This window comes from Pseudomonas sp. A2 (assembly GCF_023100865.1).
GTDB classification, from domain to species: Bacteria; Pseudomonadota; Gammaproteobacteria; order Pseudomonadales; family Pseudomonadaceae; genus Aquipseudomonas; species Aquipseudomonas asiatica.
On record NZ_CP039127.1, the window covers coordinates 1,409,115 to 1,422,723 of the forward strand.

13 protein-coding genes are annotated in these 13,609 nt (G+C 62.9%); 8 read left to right on the plus strand and 5 right to left on the minus strand.

Translation table 11 applies throughout. From position 1 onward, the window contains the following. The first annotated feature begins 27 nt into the window (after positions 1-27). The 3 genes from relA to E5221_RS06605 all read left to right on the plus strand — a co-directional run bounded on the left by relA (position 28) and on the right by E5221_RS06605 (position 3,792). On the plus strand, positions 28-2,268 hold the full coding sequence (gene relA / locus E5221_RS06595) for a GTP diphosphokinase (RefSeq protein WP_015269231.1): 2,241 nt from the start codon (positions 28-30) through the stop codon (positions 2,266-2,268). A gap of 124 nt (positions 2,269-2,392) precedes the next feature. After that, on the plus strand, positions 2,393-3,226 hold the full coding sequence (gene mazG, locus E5221_RS06600) for a nucleoside triphosphate pyrophosphohydrolase (RefSeq protein WP_015269232.1): 834 nt from the start codon (positions 2,393-2,395) through the stop codon (positions 3,224-3,226). Positions 3,227-3,252: 26 nt separating this feature from the next. Beyond that, the gene (locus E5221_RS06605; protein ID WP_013971362.1) at positions 3,253-3,792 is read left to right on the plus strand and encodes a DUF2058 domain-containing protein; all 540 of its coding nucleotides are present in this window, start codon (positions 3,253-3,255) and stop codon (positions 3,790-3,792) included. A 45-nt stretch (positions 3,793-3,837) separates the two neighbouring features. On the opposite strand, the gene E5221_RS06610 is transcribed toward E5221_RS06605, so the two are convergent. From E5221_RS06610 to purM, 4 genes are all read right to left on the minus strand, one after another. Further along, positions 3,838-4,020, minus strand: coding sequence for a hypothetical protein (locus tag E5221_RS06610; RefSeq protein ID WP_003257734.1), 183 nt, complete (start codon positions 4,018-4,020; stop codon positions 3,838-3,840). Positions 4,021-4,342: 322 nt separating this feature from the next. Further along, complete coding sequence (locus tag E5221_RS06615; protein ID WP_023662920.1) at positions 4,343-5,053, minus strand: DUF3108 domain-containing protein; 711 nt, start codon at positions 5,051-5,053, stop codon at positions 4,343-4,345. An 8-nt stretch (positions 5,054-5,061) separates the two neighbouring features. Continuing rightward, the gene (purN, locus tag E5221_RS06620) at positions 5,062-5,715 is read right to left on the minus strand and encodes a phosphoribosylglycinamide formyltransferase (RefSeq protein ID WP_039615069.1); all 654 of its coding nucleotides are present in this window, start codon (positions 5,713-5,715) and stop codon (positions 5,062-5,064) included. Beyond that, on the minus strand, positions 5,715-6,773 hold the full coding sequence (purM, locus tag E5221_RS06625) for a phosphoribosylformylglycinamidine cyclo-ligase (protein WP_013971366.1): 1,059 nt from the start codon (positions 6,771-6,773) through the stop codon (positions 5,715-5,717). Before purM ends, purN begins: the two co-directional genes overlap by 1 nt. Before the next feature lie 617 nt (positions 6,774-7,390). Between purM and E5221_RS06630 the strand changes: the two genes are divergently transcribed. The 5 genes from E5221_RS06630 (at position 7,391) to E5221_RS06650 (ending at position 11,900) form a co-directional block, all read left to right on the plus strand. After that, positions 7,391-8,458: a DUF2066 domain-containing protein gene (locus tag E5221_RS06630; RefSeq protein WP_247847023.1), complete on the plus strand. Its 1,068-nt coding sequence runs from the start codon at positions 7,391-7,393 to the stop codon at positions 8,456-8,458. Between the two features lie 12 nt (positions 8,459-8,470). Then, a complete protein-coding gene (locus tag E5221_RS06635) occupies positions 8,471-9,544 on the plus strand; it encodes an AI-2E family transporter (RefSeq protein ID WP_054573073.1) in 1,074 nt (357 codons plus the stop codon). Positions 9,545-9,739: 195 nt separating this feature from the next. Next, positions 9,740-10,447 (plus strand): DnaA regulatory inactivator Hda, encoded by a 708-nt coding sequence (hda, locus tag E5221_RS06640; RefSeq protein WP_015269238.1) that lies wholly within the window; start codon positions 9,740-9,742, stop codon positions 10,445-10,447. Positions 10,448-10,572: 125 nt separating this feature from the next. Then, positions 10,573-11,226 (plus strand): NlpC/P60 family protein, encoded by a 654-nt coding sequence (locus E5221_RS06645; protein ID WP_061551291.1) that lies wholly within the window; start codon positions 10,573-10,575, stop codon positions 11,224-11,226. A gap of 140 nt (positions 11,227-11,366) precedes the next feature. Next, positions 11,367-11,900: a C40 family peptidase gene (locus E5221_RS06650; RefSeq protein WP_013971371.1), complete on the plus strand. Its 534-nt coding sequence runs from the start codon at positions 11,367-11,369 to the stop codon at positions 11,898-11,900. Here E5221_RS06650 and E5221_RS06655 read toward each other — a convergent pair. Further along, positions 11,866-13,212 (minus strand): sorbosone dehydrogenase family protein, encoded by a 1,347-nt coding sequence (locus tag E5221_RS06655; protein WP_061551290.1) that lies wholly within the window; start codon positions 13,210-13,212, stop codon positions 11,866-11,868. The genes E5221_RS06650 and E5221_RS06655 overlap by 35 nt on opposite strands. Positions 13,213-13,609 lie beyond the last annotated feature (397 nt).

The following is a 13,609-nucleotide window of genomic DNA, read 5'->3' on the forward strand; positions in this document are numbered from 1 at the left end:
TGTGCTGTATGGAAAGGTAAAACAAAGATGGTACAGGTGAGAGTGCACCAGCCGGTCAACACCGACGGCAGTATCAATCTCGAAGCATGGTTGGACCATGTGGTAAGCGTCGATTCGGCACTGGATCGCGCAGCGCTGAAAGAGGCCTGCGAGTTTGCCCATGAAGTCGAGAAAAAGGGCAACCCGGCCAAGCATTCCTGGGCGGACGGTACGTCCAGCTTCCAGGCGGGCCTTGAGATCGCGGAAATCCTAGCCGACCTCAAGCTCGACCAGGATTCCCTGGTGGCGGCGGTCATCTACCGCTCGGTGCGCGAGGGCAAGGTGACGCTGGCCGAGGTCAGCCAGCGCTTTGGCCCGGTAGTGTCCAAGCTGATCGACGGTGTGCTGCGCATGGCCGCCATCAGCGCCAGCCTCAGCCCGCGCCAATCGCTGGTGCTGGGCTCGCAGGCGCAGGTCGAGAACCTGCGCAAGATGCTCGTGGCCATGGTCGACGACGTGCGCGTGGCGCTGATCAAGCTGGCCGAGCGCACCTGCGCGATCCGTGCGGTCAAGGCCGCCGACGACGAGAAACGCCTGCGTGTCGCGCGCGAGGTGTTCGATATCTATGCGCCGCTGGCGCACCGCCTGGGTATCGGCCACATCAAGTGGGAGTTGGAAGACCTTTCCTTCCGCTACCTCGAACCCGACCAGTACAAACAGATCGCCAAGCTGCTGCACGAGCGCCGGTTGGACCGCGAGCGGTTCATCAGCGAGGTTATGAACCAGCTGCAGAACGAGCTGCTGGCCACTGGCGTCAAGGCCGACATCAGCGGCCGGGCGAAACATATCTATTCGATCTGGCGCAAGATGCAGCGCAAAGGCCTGGAATTCAGCCAGATCTACGACGTGCGCGCGGTACGCGTGCTGGTGCCGGAAATTCGCGACTGCTACACCGCGTTGGGCATCGTGCATACCCTGTGGCGGCATATCCCCAAGGAGTTCGACGATTACATCGCCAACCCCAAGGAGAACGGCTATCGCTCGCTGCACACTGCGGTGATCGGCCCCGAGGGCAAGGTGCTGGAAGTGCAGATCCGTACCCACGGCATGCACGAGGAAGCCGAGCTTGGGGTATGTGCCCACTGGCGCTACAAGGGCACCGACGTCAAGTCCAGCTCCAACCATTACGAAGAGAAGATCTCCTGGCTGCGCCAAGTGCTGGAGTGGCACGAAGAGCTGGGCGACATCGGTGGCCTGGCCGAGCAGCTGCGGGTCGACATCGAGCCGGACCGGGTCTATGTGTTCACCCCGGACGGCCACGCCATCGACTTGCCAAAGGGTGCCACGCCGCTGGACTTCGCCTACCGCGTGCACACCGAAATCGGCCACAACTGCCGCGGCGCCAAGATCAACGGGCGCATCGTGCCGCTCAACTACAGCCTGCAGACCGGCGAGCAGGTCGAGATCATCACCAGCAAGCACGGCAATCCCAGCCGTGACTGGTTGAACTCCAACCTGGGCTACGTCACTACCTCGCGGGCACGGGCTAAAATCGTGCACTGGTTCAAGCTGCAGGCCCGCGACCAGAACGTCGCTGCCGGCAAGACCTTGCTCGAACGCGAGCTCAGCCGCCTGGGCCTGCCCCAGGTGGATTTCGAGCGCCTGGCCGAGAAGACCAACGTCAAGACCGCCGAGGACATGTTCGCCTCGCTCGGTGCCGGCGACCTGCGCCTGGCGCACCTGGTCAACGCCGCCCAGCAACTGCTTGAGCCCGAGCGCATCGAGCAGATCGAACTGGTACCGCGCAAGCCTACCGGGCCGCGTACCGGCAAGCGTGGCGACATCCAGATCCAGGGTGTCGGCAACCTGCTGACGCAGATGGCCGGTTGCTGCCAGCCGCTGCCGGGCGACGCCATCGTCGGCTACATCACTCAGGGCCGCGGTGTGAGCATCCACCGCCAGGACTGCGCTTCGGTGCTGCAGTTGGCGGGCAAGGAACCGGAGCGCATGATCCAGGTAAGCTGGGGGCCGATCCCGGTGCAGACCTACCCGGTCGACATCGTCATCCGTGCCTACGACCGCCCGGGCTTGCTGCGCGATGTGTCGCAAGTGCTGCTGAACGAAAAGATCAACGTGCTTGCGGTGAACACCCGCTCGAACAAGGAAGACAACACCGCGCTGATGTCGCTGACCATCGAGATTCCAGGCCTGGATGCGCTGGGGCGCCTGCTGGGGCGGATCTCGCAGTTGCCCAACATCATCGAGACGCGGCGTAATCGTACACCTTGAGACCGCGGTGCCTGCTTCGCGGGCTTGCCCGCTCCCACAGGCAAGATGCAGATTTCGAAACCTGCATGCATCCTGTGGGAGCGGGCAAGCCCGCGAAGAAGCCACCACCGAAGGACCTGCCTGAATGACCTACACCCTCGAAGACCTGCTGCACCTCATGGCCCGCCTGCGCGACCCGCAGTACGGCTGCCCGTGGGACCTGAAGCAGAACTACGCGAGCATCGTCCCGCACACCATCGAAGAGGCCTACGAGGTTGCCGATACCATCGAGCGTGGCGACTTCGAGCACCTGCAAGGTGAGCTGGGCGACCTGCTGTTCCAGGTGGTCTACTACAGCCAGCTGGCCCGCGAGGAGGGGCGTTTCGAGTTCGACGGCGTGGTCGACAGCATCACCCGCAAGCTCATTCGCCGTCACCCGCATGTATTCCCCACCGGCGAGCTGTATGCGCCGGTGGACACCCCCAGCCTGGACGAGGCCCAGGTCAAGTCACGCTGGGAAGAAATCAAGGCTGAAGAGCGCGCGGAAAAGAGCCAGCCCGAACAGCTGTCGTTGCTCGACGACGTACCAGCGGCATTGCCGGCGTTGTCGCGGGCAGCCAAACTGCAAAAGCGCGCGGCCACGGTCGGTTTCGACTGGCCTGCGGCATTGCCGGTGCTGGACAAGGTGCGCGAAGAGCTGGACGAAGTACTGCAGGCCATGGCCGACGGCGATGCCGATGCGCTCGAGGATGAAATCGGCGACCTGTTGTTTGCCGCCGTCAACCTGGCCCGCCACCTCAAGCATGACCCGGAACACGCCCTGCGCCGTGCCAATCGCAAGTTCGAGCGGCGTTTCCGCTTCATCGAACAGGCATTGCGCGACAGTGGCCGCCCCATCGAAGATTGTAACCTTGATGAACTGGACGCCCTTTGGGGTGAAGCCAAACGTCAGGAAAAGAACCTGCCCAGCTGCGGCTGAGCTGTTGCATAAGTGAGTGAACATTCATGAGCCTTTCCCTTCGCGACCAACTGCTCAAAGCCGGTCTGGTCAACCAGAAACAGGTTTCCCAGGCCAACAAGGCCGAGAAGAAACAGAAACGCCTGGAGCACAAAGGCCAGGTCGAGGTGGACGACAGCCAGCAGCGCATGGCCAAGGAAGCCATGGCCGAGAAAGCCAAGCGTGACCAGGAACTGAACCGCCAGCAGCAGGAAAAAGCCGAGCAGAAGGCCCGCGCCGCGCAGATCAAGCAGTTGATCGAAGCGACTCGCCTGCCGAAGCTGAGCACCGAGGACTACTACAACTTCGTCGACGACAAGAAGGTCAAGCGCATTGCCGTCAATGCCCTGATGCGGACCAAGCTGAGCAATGGTGCGCTGGCCGTGGTGTCGTTTGCCGGCGGCTATGAGGTGATCCCTCGTGAGGCGGCATTGAAGATCCAGGAGCGCGACCCTGGCCGTGTCCTGCTGCTGAACACCCATGTCGAGGAAGCGGACGAGGACGACCCGTACGCAGCCTACAAGATCCCTGATGATCTGATGTGGTAACTACGAAAAACCCCGCCTTGGCGGGGTTTTTCATTTGAAGATGGGTCATTGCGTGGCGCGCTGGTTTTCCAGGTTTTCCAGCTCTGTGCGGTACTGATGCGCTTCATGTTCGTTGTGGAACATCCCCACCAGTTGGCCCTGTTGGTGCACATCCCAGATCCGCACACCAGCGGCCAGGCCTTCGTGGGACATTTTCGATTCGTCGCGTTCGGTTACTTGGACTGTCATCGTTAAACTCCACTGCTTCAGTTGGCTGCGACACTGTGTCGCACAACCTCTTTATAGGGTTTGTTAGCAGGCTAAGTAAATAAAACCGGCATGAAACAAGTTTCATGATCAGCCTTTGGGCCGGCAGGTGCGCTTTTGTAGGAGCGGCCTTGTGTCGCGATGGGGCGCGCAGCGGCCCCAGGATCTTTGCCTCAACGCAAGATTGCCGGGGCCGCTGCGCGCCCCATCGCGACACAAGGCCGCTCCTACAGGCGTCGGTGCAAGGCAGGCAGAAAAAAGCCCCGCACAAGGCGGGGCTTCGGGTGCTGCTGGCAGCGCTGGCTCAGTTGCCCTTCACCGGCTTGCCATCGACCGTGCCATCCTGCAGCACGATCACGTATTCCTTGCCATCGGTCTCGACCTGGCGCAGTTGCACCAGCAGGTAGTCCCAGTTCTTGGCGAACCACAGCTCGGTGATGCGCTTGCTCTGGCTTGGGTCGCGCACGCGCTCGACCTTCACCGCATCGACCTGGCCAGTCTTGGTAGTGACCTTTTCGGTGCCCAGCACGCGGAAGTCGTAGGTGTCGATCTCGTCACCATCGACCACCTGGTAGGTCATGCTCTTCTTGCCGGCGGCCAAGTCATGTTGCAGGGCCAACTGGTAGGACGACTTGTCCAGCACACCACGGTTCAGCGGCAGGTTGATGGCATCGCCACGGTCGCTGCCGGTGACCTTTTTGCTGTTCCAGTCGAAAGTCAGGTCAACCTTCTTGGCCTTGCCCAGGCCACCACGCTCGAAGTGGTACTTCTGTGGCAGCAGGGTGTCGTTGTCCATGCGCAGGGTGCTTTGCTCGGTCAGGCTGGCGATCATCATGGAAGCCTTGAAATTAAGGTCCCAGGTACCGTTGGCATTCTTGACCAGGCTGCGCTCGGCGGTGCCGCTCATGGGCAGTTGCTTCCAGTCTGCGGTATAGCTGGCCGAGAAAGGCTTCAGATCAGCTGCCTGGAGGGGCAGGGCGAGCACGGCGAGAGCCAAGAGCAGGGCGCGACGCATAAATTCTCCTAGGATCGAATCAAGTGACCGCTGGCCGCCAGGGGCTGGCCATCCAGTAATGCACCCTGTTCGCCAAGGCGCAAGCGCCCTTCTGCGAACCAGCGCACCGCCAGCGGGTAAATCAGGTGTTCCTGGCGGTGTACCCGCTGGGCCAGGCTTTCGACGGTATCGTCAGGCACCACCGGTACCACAGCCTGTACGACCAGAGGGCCGCCATCGAGTTCCTCAGTCACGAAGTGTACGCTGCAGCCGTGCTCGGCGTCGCCTGCCTCCAGCGCCCGACGGTGGGTATGCAGGCCCTTGTACTTGGGCAGCAGCGACGGGTGGATGTTGAGCAGGCGGCCCTGGTAGTGGCGCACGAAGTCGCCACTGAGGATGCGCATGAAACCGGCCAGCACCACCAGGTCGGGGGCGAAACCGTCGATGCGCGCCATCAGCGCGGCATCGAAGGCTTCACGGCCGTCGAACTGGGTGTGCTCGAGCACGACGCTGTCGATGCCGGCCGCCGCGGCGCGTTGCAGGCCGTAGGCATCGGCGCGGTTGGAAACCACTGCACGGATGCGTACCGGGCTGTCCTGGCCTTGGCAGCTGTCGATCAGGGCTTGCAGGTTGCTGCCGGAGCCCGACAGCAGTACCACTACATTGCAGGTCTTGCTTGGCATCAGTGTGCCTTGAGGTTTTGCAGCTCGACCTGGGCAGCGCCTTCGGCGGCTTCGGCGATGTGGCCGATCACCCATGGCTGCTCGCCAGCGGCGCGCAGTTCGTTCAGGGCTGCTTCTACCTGGTCCTGGGCCACGCAGATGACCATGCCGACGCCGCAGTTCAGCACGCGGTGCATTTCATGCTCGTCGACGTTGCCTTTTTCCTGCAGGAAGTCGAACACCGCCGGGCGCTGCCAGCTGGCCACGTCGATGACCGCCTGGGCGTTGGCCGGCAGTACTCGCGGGATGTTGTCCAGCAGGCCGCCACCGGTGATGTGGGCCATGGCCTTGACCGCGCCGGTGTTCTTGATCAGTTGCAGCAGCGGCTTGACGTAGATGCGGGTCGGCGCCATCAGCAGGTCGGTCAGCGGCTTGCCGTCCAGCTGGGTGTTCTCGATGTCGGTGGCGGACACTTCGAGGATCTTGCGGATCAGCGAGTAGCCGTTGGAGTGCGGTCCCGAGGACGGCAGGGCGATCAGTGCGTCGCCGGTGGCAACCTTGGAGCCGTCGATGATCTCGGCCTTTTCCACCACGCCGACGCAGAAGCCGGCCAGGTCGTAGTCTTCGCCTTCGTACATGCCAGGCATTTCGGCGGTTTCACCACCGACCAGCGAGCAGCCGGCCAGTTCGCAACCGGCACCGATGCCGGTGACCACGGTGGCGGCCACGTCGACGTTCAGTTTGCCGGTGGCATAGTAGTCGAGGAAGAACAGCGGCTCGGCGCCGCACACGACCAGGTCGTTGACGCACATGGCGACCAGGTCCTGGCCGATGCTGTCGTGCTTGTTCAGGTTCAGTGCCAGGCGCAGCTTGGTGCCGACGCCGTCGGTGCCGGAGACCAGCACCGGCTGCTTGTAGCCGGCCGGGATCTCGCAGAGGGCGCCGAAGCCGCCCAGGCCACCCATGACTTCAGGGCGTGCGGTGCGTTTTGCCACGCCCTTGATGCGTTCGACCAGTGCTTCGCCGGCGTCGATGTCTACACCGGCGTCCTTGTAGCTCAGGGAGGGTTGCTTGCTCATTGATCCAGGCCTTTAGGAGGGAGGGATTCTTAAAAACGACCATGACGGCCAAGGCCGGCTGGTAAGCGGCGGCTGCCTGAAACGTCAGTGGTCTGTGAAGGCGCGCGATTTTATCAGGGTTGCCGGGCAGCGGCCATCCTCAGGCCGACGGGCAGGGCATGAAAATAGGTAAAAAGTTGGGGGTGTTCGCCACGAGAGGTGTGGCGCCTGTTAGATCGAGCGCCGCCCGCGCGGCGCTTCGCAGCACAAGGCTGCTCCTACATTTGTTTCGGGCCAGTAACGCCTGTGCCAGTGCACGCGACCGCCTTGTTTGTCCGGCACGATATCGAGGTGGACACCAAGGGCCCGTGCGCGTCTGCCCCAGGAATAACTGGCCCGAAACAAATGTAGGAGCAGCCTTGTGCTGCGAAGCGCCGCGCGGGCGGCGCTCGATCTCGCAGGCGCCACAAGGGTTGCGTCATGCACACGCAGGCGCTGAACCTGTTGCGGCGAACACCTGTCAGACCCATCACATTTCCCAGGCAATCTCCGCAACCAATCTTTCATCCTCGCGACTGGTTACCTTTCGCCCCCGTGTATAAGGTATAGGCATTGCGGTAAATGGACAGGAATCCTCCATGCGTCTCTTCAATATTCTGGCAGTCGGTTGCCTGGCCCTGATCTCGGCCAGTGCCCAGGCTGAAAATGTCTCCGGCCTTTACCAGGTGCGCGAGCCGGTCACAGGGCAGGGCGCCGAAGCCCGTGCCGCGGCTACCATCCAGGCTCTCGATACCCTGGTAACGCGCCTGACCGGCGACCCCAAGGCGGCGCAAAGCCCGGCATTGGCCGCTTTGCGCAAGGACCCGCAGCAAATCATCAACCAGGTCGCCAGCGAAGCCGGGCCACCCGAGTCGGTGTTGGTCGAGTTCGACCCTGGCAGTACCGAACGGGCCTTGCGCAAGGCCGGCCTGGCATTGTGGGGCAGCAACCGGCCCTCGATTCTCGGCTGGTGGCTGAACGACAGTGTCGAAGGCAGCAACCTGGTAGGTGATGGCCAGGCCAGCGCCCAGCCCCTGCGTCGTGCCGCCCAGCACCGTGGCCTGCCGTTGCGCCTGCCGCTGGCCGACTTGCAGGAGCAACTGGTGGCCAATGCCGAGCAGATCGAAGGCAGTGACCCTGCGGCGCTGCGCGAAGCCTCAGGGCGCTACGGCGCCGATGCCTTGCTGGCGGTGCATGCCCGGGAAGCCGACGGCAAATGGCAGGGCAAATGGCAGCTTTGGCTGGGCGACCAGCGTGAACATGGCACTGCCGAAGGTGCCGACCCGGCAGCACTGGCCGACGCCGTGATGCTGGCGCTCAGCAGCAGCCTGGCGCCGCGCTACGTCACCCGCCCGGGCGCCAGCAGCCAGTTGCAGTTGCAAGTGCAGGGGATGAACCTGCAGCGCTACGCCGAGCTGGCCCGCGTGCTCGAACCCTTTGGCCCGCGCCTGCAGATGGCCGAAGGCAGCACCCTGACCTACGGTGTGACCGCCAACCGCGAACAGCTGCGCGCCCAGCTTGGCCTGGCCAAGCTGCAGGAAGTACCGGTAGAGCAGGCGCCCGCTGTGCAGCCCCCTCCAGCTCCGGCAGACGCTGCCGGCGCTGGGCAACCAGTGCCGGCCCAGCCAGCACCCAAGCCGTTCGACGGTTTGCGTTTTCGCTGGTAAGGGGAGCACACCGTGACCGACGTACGTCGTTGGATCTGGCTGGGCGTTGCCCTGCTGGTCGCCGTGCTGCTTTACAGCCTGCACAACATTCTTACCCCGTTCCTGGTCGGCGTGCTGCTGGCCTATCTGGCCGACCCGCTGGTCGACCGCCTGGAGCGCCTGGGGCTGTCGCGCACCTGGGGCGTAGTGGTGGTGTTCGGCCTGTTCACCTTGCTGTTGCTGGCCTTGCTGCTGGTTCTGGTGCCGCTGCTGGCCAAGCAGCTGGTGCGCCTGTACGAACTGGCGCCGCAGATGCTCGACTGGCTCGAGCACGTGGCGCTGCCCTGGGTGCAGAGCCGCCTGGGCCTGGCTGACGGCTTCTGGAAGTTCGACAAGATCAAGGCCGCCATCGGCTCGCACATGGGCCAGACCACCGATATCGTCGGTGTGCTGCTGTCCCATGCCACTGCCTCGAGCCTGGCGCTGATGGCCTGGCTGGCCAACATGGTGCTGATCCCGGTGGTGGGTTTCTATCTGCTGCGCGACTGGGACTTGATGATGGCCAAGCTGCGTGGCCTGCTGCCGCGCCAGCGTGAGCCGCAAGTGATGGGCCTTGCAGGCGAATGCCATGAGGTGCTGGGGGCGTTCGTGCGCGGGCAATTGATGGTGATGGTGGCCTTGGGCATCATCTATTCGGCCGGGCTGATGCTGGTGGGGCTGGAACTGGGGCTACTGATCGGCATGCTCGCCGGGTTGGCTGCCATCGTGCCGTACATGGGTTTCATCATCGGGATCGGCGCGGCCTTGGTGGCTGGCCTGTTCCAGTTTGGCGGCGACCTGTACCCGATGCTGGGTATCGTCGCAGTGTTCATGGTCGGCCAGGCGCTGGAAGGCATGGTGCTGACCCCGCTGCTGGTCGGTGACCGCATTGGCCTGCACCCGGTTGCGGTGATTTTCGCGATCCTGGCCGGCGGTGAGCTGTTCGGCTTTACCGGGGTGTTGCTGGCGCTGCCGGTGGCGGCGGTGATCATGGTGCTGCTGCGGCATGTGCATGACTTGTACAAGGAATCGGACATGTATGCCGGGGATATCGACCCGGAGTTGTGACCCCGGGGCCGCCTTAATGCCGGCCAGTTAAGAAAATTGGGGCTGCAAAGCAGCCCCAAAACAGCCAAAAAAAGCGCAACTCGTTGATTTTACTTGTGCTATCTGCTGCCGTGATTGTGCGCCCCGCGCTGCGGGTATAGACTTTGCACATTGTTCACCAAAGGCCCCCTGCGGTCCTGTCGACCGCCCGCGAGCATGAAACCACCGATCCAGTTGCCCCTGGGTGTGCGCCTGCGCGATGACGCCACCTTCATCAACTACTATCCGGGCGCCAATGCTGCGGCATTGGGCTACGTCGAGCGGCTATGCGAAGCCGACGCCGGCTGGACCGAGAGCCTTATCTACCTGTGGGGCAAGCAGGGTGTTGGCCGGACCCACCTGCTACAGGCCGCCACCCACCGCTTTCAGCAACGCGGCGAACCAGCCGTCTACCTGCCGCTGGCGCAATTGCTCGATCGTGGCGTAGAGCTGCTCGACTACCTGGCCCAGTACGAACTGGTATGCATCGACGACCTGCACGTGATCGCCGGCAAGGCTGACTGGGAAGAGGCCATGTTCCACCTGTTCAACCGCCTGCGTGACAGCGGCCGGCGCCTGCTGCTGGCCGCCTCGGCATCGCCGCGCGAACTGCCGATCAAGCTGCCGGACCTGAAGTCGCGGCTGACCCTGGCCCTGGTGTTCCAGATGCGTGGCCTGTCCGATGAAGACAAGCTGCGTGCCCTGCAACTGCGTGCTTCGCGCCGCGGCCTGCACCTTACCGACGAAGTCGGCCACTTCATCCTCACCCGCGGCGCACGCAGCATGAGCGCGTTGTTCGACCTGCTGGAACGCCTCGATCAGGCCTCGTTGCAGGCACAGCGCAAGCTCACCATCCCTTTCCTCAAAGAAACCCTGGGCTGGTAACCCCGAAAACGCTGGGCCAGAGCGGCAAAACGAAAAAGTCACATCTTTTTCGATAAAATTTGCAAATGGCCATGATAGAGGGCATAGTTTCACCCTTCTAAAGGATTACAGACACGGTCGTGCCCATGCTGAAGCGCTTCGCACCCCTCGTGCCACTCGCACTCGTGACCCTGCTTTTTGGCTGCGCGGCCCAAGGCCCAGCTTCTCATTCAGAGCTGCAGCCCCAGGATCACTCCCCGATCGCCGCACAATCGGCGTTCAAGGCCAAAGCCTCGTCCTCGTCGGTATTCGGCGAGCCGGAAGAGCTGGCTACCGAAGATGACCTGGAGGCTTTCTCCAGCAACAAGCCATACCAGTTGCCAGCTCTGGCTGACAGCATTCTCGAGCGCGGCATGTCGCTGATCGGCACCCGCTACCGCTTCGGCGGTACCTCGGAGAAGTCCGGCTTCGACTGCAGTGGTTTCATCGGCTATCTGTTCCGCGAAGAGGCGGGCGTGACCTTGCCGCGTTCCACGCGTGAAATGATCAACGTCGATGCCCCGAAAGTGGCCCGCAACAAGCTCAAGCCAGGTGACCTGCTGTTCTTCAGCACCAATGGTCGCGGCCGTGTCAGCCATGCTGGCATCTACCTGGGTGACAACCAGTTCATCCACTCCAGCAGCCGCCGCAGCGGTGGCGTGCGCATCGACAGCCTCGGTGACCGCTACTGGAGCAAGACCTTCATCGAAGCCAAGCGTGCCTTGGCCATGGCGCCGACCACCAATATCGCGCGCAACTGATGGCAAAATGATGTACCCTGCCGCGGCGGCGATGCTTTGAAAAAAAGCTCGCCGCCGTGCGCATTTATAGAAAACGTCTAATCTAATTTCTCAACTCTTTTCGGCTGCGGCCCAGCGGACTCAGACAGGATGTTCTGGCCATGGTAAAGATGGCGCGCTTCGCATTTCTCTCCTTGGCAGCCTTGCTGGCTGCCTGCTCCAGCCGTGCGCCTGCGCCGGCCCCTGTGGTACAGCCGCAGGTAACCTATAGCCAGCCCAGCCCTTCGCCGATTGCCGATGACGTGCTGATGCGTGCCATCGGCCTGGTGGGCACGCCTTATCGCTGGGGTGGCAATACGCCGGACTCCGGTTTCGATTGCAGTGGCCTGATCAAGTACGTCTATCGTGATGCTGCCGGCATAAGCCTGCCGCGTTCGACGCGTGAGATGATCGTAATGCGCGCGCCAACCGTGGATGCCAAGTCTCTGCAGTCCGGCGACCTGGTGTTCTTCGCCACCAGTGGCGGCTCGCAGGTCAGCCATGCGGGCATCTATGTCGGGGAAGGGCGCTTCGTGCATGCACCTTCCAGCGGTGGCACGGTGCGTCTGGACTACCTGTCCAACAGCTACTGGGCCAAGGCTTACCTACAGGCCAAGCGCGTCATTCCGCAAGGGCATCTGGCGCAGAACCCCTGAGGACAGGCGGGGCTTTGCTCACCCGCCAGACCACGTTGCCGACATCATCGGCTACCAGCACGCCGCCACGCCCGTCGGTGATTACGCCGACCGGGCGCCCTTGGGCCTTGCCATGCTCATCCAGAAAACCGGTAAGCAGGTCTACGGGCTTGCCCGAGGGCTTTCCTGATGGGTCGAACGGCACGAAAATCACCTTGTAGCCACTGTGTGGCTTGCGGTTCCACGACCCGTGCTGGCCCACGAATGCCCCTTGTTCGAAGGGCGGTGGTAGCCCGTTCGGTTCGGCGAATGCCAGCCCCAGCGATGCCGTGTGTGGGCCCACGGCGTAGTCGGGCACCAGTGCCTGGGCTACTTTTTCAGGCGCTGTCGGTTGCACGCGCTCGTCCACGTGGCGGCCGTAGTAGCTGTAGGGCCAACCATAGAAACCGCCGTCCCTCACGGAAGTGATGTAGTCCGGTACAAGATCGCTACCGATCTCGTCACGCTCGTTGACTGCCGTCCACAACGCGCCGCTGTGTGGCTCCCATGCCAGGCCGTTAGGGTTGCGCAGGCCGGTGGCGAACAGGCGGTGCTGGCCGCTGGTGGGGTCCACTTCCCAGATCGCGGCGCGCCCCTGTTCCTTGTCCATACCGTTTTCGCCTACGTTGCTGTTGGAGCCGACCGTCACGAAAAGCTTCTTGCCATCGGGGCTGGCGATGACGTTCTTGGTCCAGTGGTGGTTGAGCGGCCCGCCTGGCAACTCGACCACTGGCTGGCCTTCATTGCGAATTTGCATGGCACCGGGCTCATAGTGAAAGCGCAGCAGCCTGTCGGTGTTGGCGATATACAGGTCCTTGCCGACCAGCGCCATGCCGAACGGAGAGTTGAGCTCTTCGATGAAGGTTGTACGGATTTCAGCCACGCCGTCGTGGTCGGCATCACGTAGCAGGGTAATGCGGTTTGCGCTGGGTACGCCTGCGCCTGCCCGCTTCATCACCTTCTTCATGACCCAGCCGCGCAGGCCCTTGCCATCTTCGGGCTTGGGCGGGGCATTGGTTTCGGCCACCAGGACGTCGCCGTTGGGCAGCAGGTATAGCCAGCGAGGGTGGTCGAGCCCGCTGGCGAACGCTTTCACCTGAGTGCCTGGTGCTGCCTCGGGCTTGGCGTCCTTGGGCCAGCCCACTGCCGGGGCGATATTCACGGTGGGGAGGGTTGTCTTGACCGGAGCAGGCAGCTGGGGGGTTGGACCACTGCCGTCGAGTACATTCAGCAGGGCGGTTTCGCCGCAGGCAGTCAGGCTGGCGGCCAATAACCAAGGCGTCAGGTGTTTCATGGGGCGGCGTCCTCCTAACAGGGCCTATGAATTGAGAGGTCGGTGACATTCGCCAGGTTCCCGGCAACTTTCCAACTGCCGTTGCCGTTGCCGTTGCCGTTGCCGTTGCTTTTGCTTCTAAGCGCGCGATAGTTCAGGCGCCACCGATTGCGACTTCAGGAGGCCGAGCGAAGGGACTGCGGAGGGAGGTGACGGGCATGGATGCCCGTCAAGCGCTGAGGCCCCATGGATGGGGCCTGCAGCGCGTACTCCCGGGAGCAGACCCGTAGCGAGGGGACCCCGGAGCGAAGCGGAGGGGCCGGATGATGGGAGCCAGCGTTTTTTGGTTACTTTTTGTCGCGTTTGACAAAAAGTGACCCGCCGTAAGGGCGGAAAGGTGATTAAGCGCCACCTTCGA

Coding starts and splice junctions, on each gene's coding strand:
- relA (WP_015269231.1), top strand. CDS start 28: ATGGTACAGGTGAGAGTGCACCAGCCGGTCAACACCGACGGCAGTATC.
- mazG (WP_015269232.1), top strand. CDS start 2,393: ATGACCTACACCCTCGAAGACCTGCTGCACCTCATGGCCCGCCTGCGC.
- E5221_RS06605 (WP_013971362.1), top strand. CDS start 3,253: ATGAGCCTTTCCCTTCGCGACCAACTGCTCAAAGCCGGTCTGGTCAAC.
- E5221_RS06610 (WP_003257734.1), bottom strand. CDS start 4,020: ATGACAGTCCAAGTAACCGAACGCGACGAATCGAAAATGTCCCACGAA.
- E5221_RS06615 (WP_023662920.1), bottom strand. CDS start 5,053: ATGCGTCGCGCCCTGCTCTTGGCTCTCGCCGTGCTCGCCCTGCCCCTC.
- purN (WP_039615069.1), bottom strand. CDS start 5,715: ATGCCAAGCAAGACCTGCAATGTAGTGGTACTGCTGTCGGGCTCCGGC.
- purM (WP_013971366.1), bottom strand. CDS start 6,773: ATGAGCAAGCAACCCTCCCTGAGCTACAAGGACGCCGGTGTAGACATC.
- E5221_RS06630 (WP_247847023.1), top strand. CDS start 7,391: ATGCGTCTCTTCAATATTCTGGCAGTCGGTTGCCTGGCCCTGATCTCG.
- hda (WP_015269238.1), top strand. CDS start 9,740: ATGAAACCACCGATCCAGTTGCCCCTGGGTGTGCGCCTGCGCGATGAC.
- E5221_RS06645 (WP_061551291.1), top strand. CDS start 10,573: ATGCTGAAGCGCTTCGCACCCCTCGTGCCACTCGCACTCGTGACCCTG.
- E5221_RS06650 (WP_013971371.1), top strand. CDS start 11,367: ATGGTAAAGATGGCGCGCTTCGCATTTCTCTCCTTGGCAGCCTTGCTG.
- E5221_RS06655 (WP_061551290.1), bottom strand. CDS start 13,212: ATGAAACACCTGACGCCTTGGTTATTGGCCGCCAGCCTGACTGCCTGC.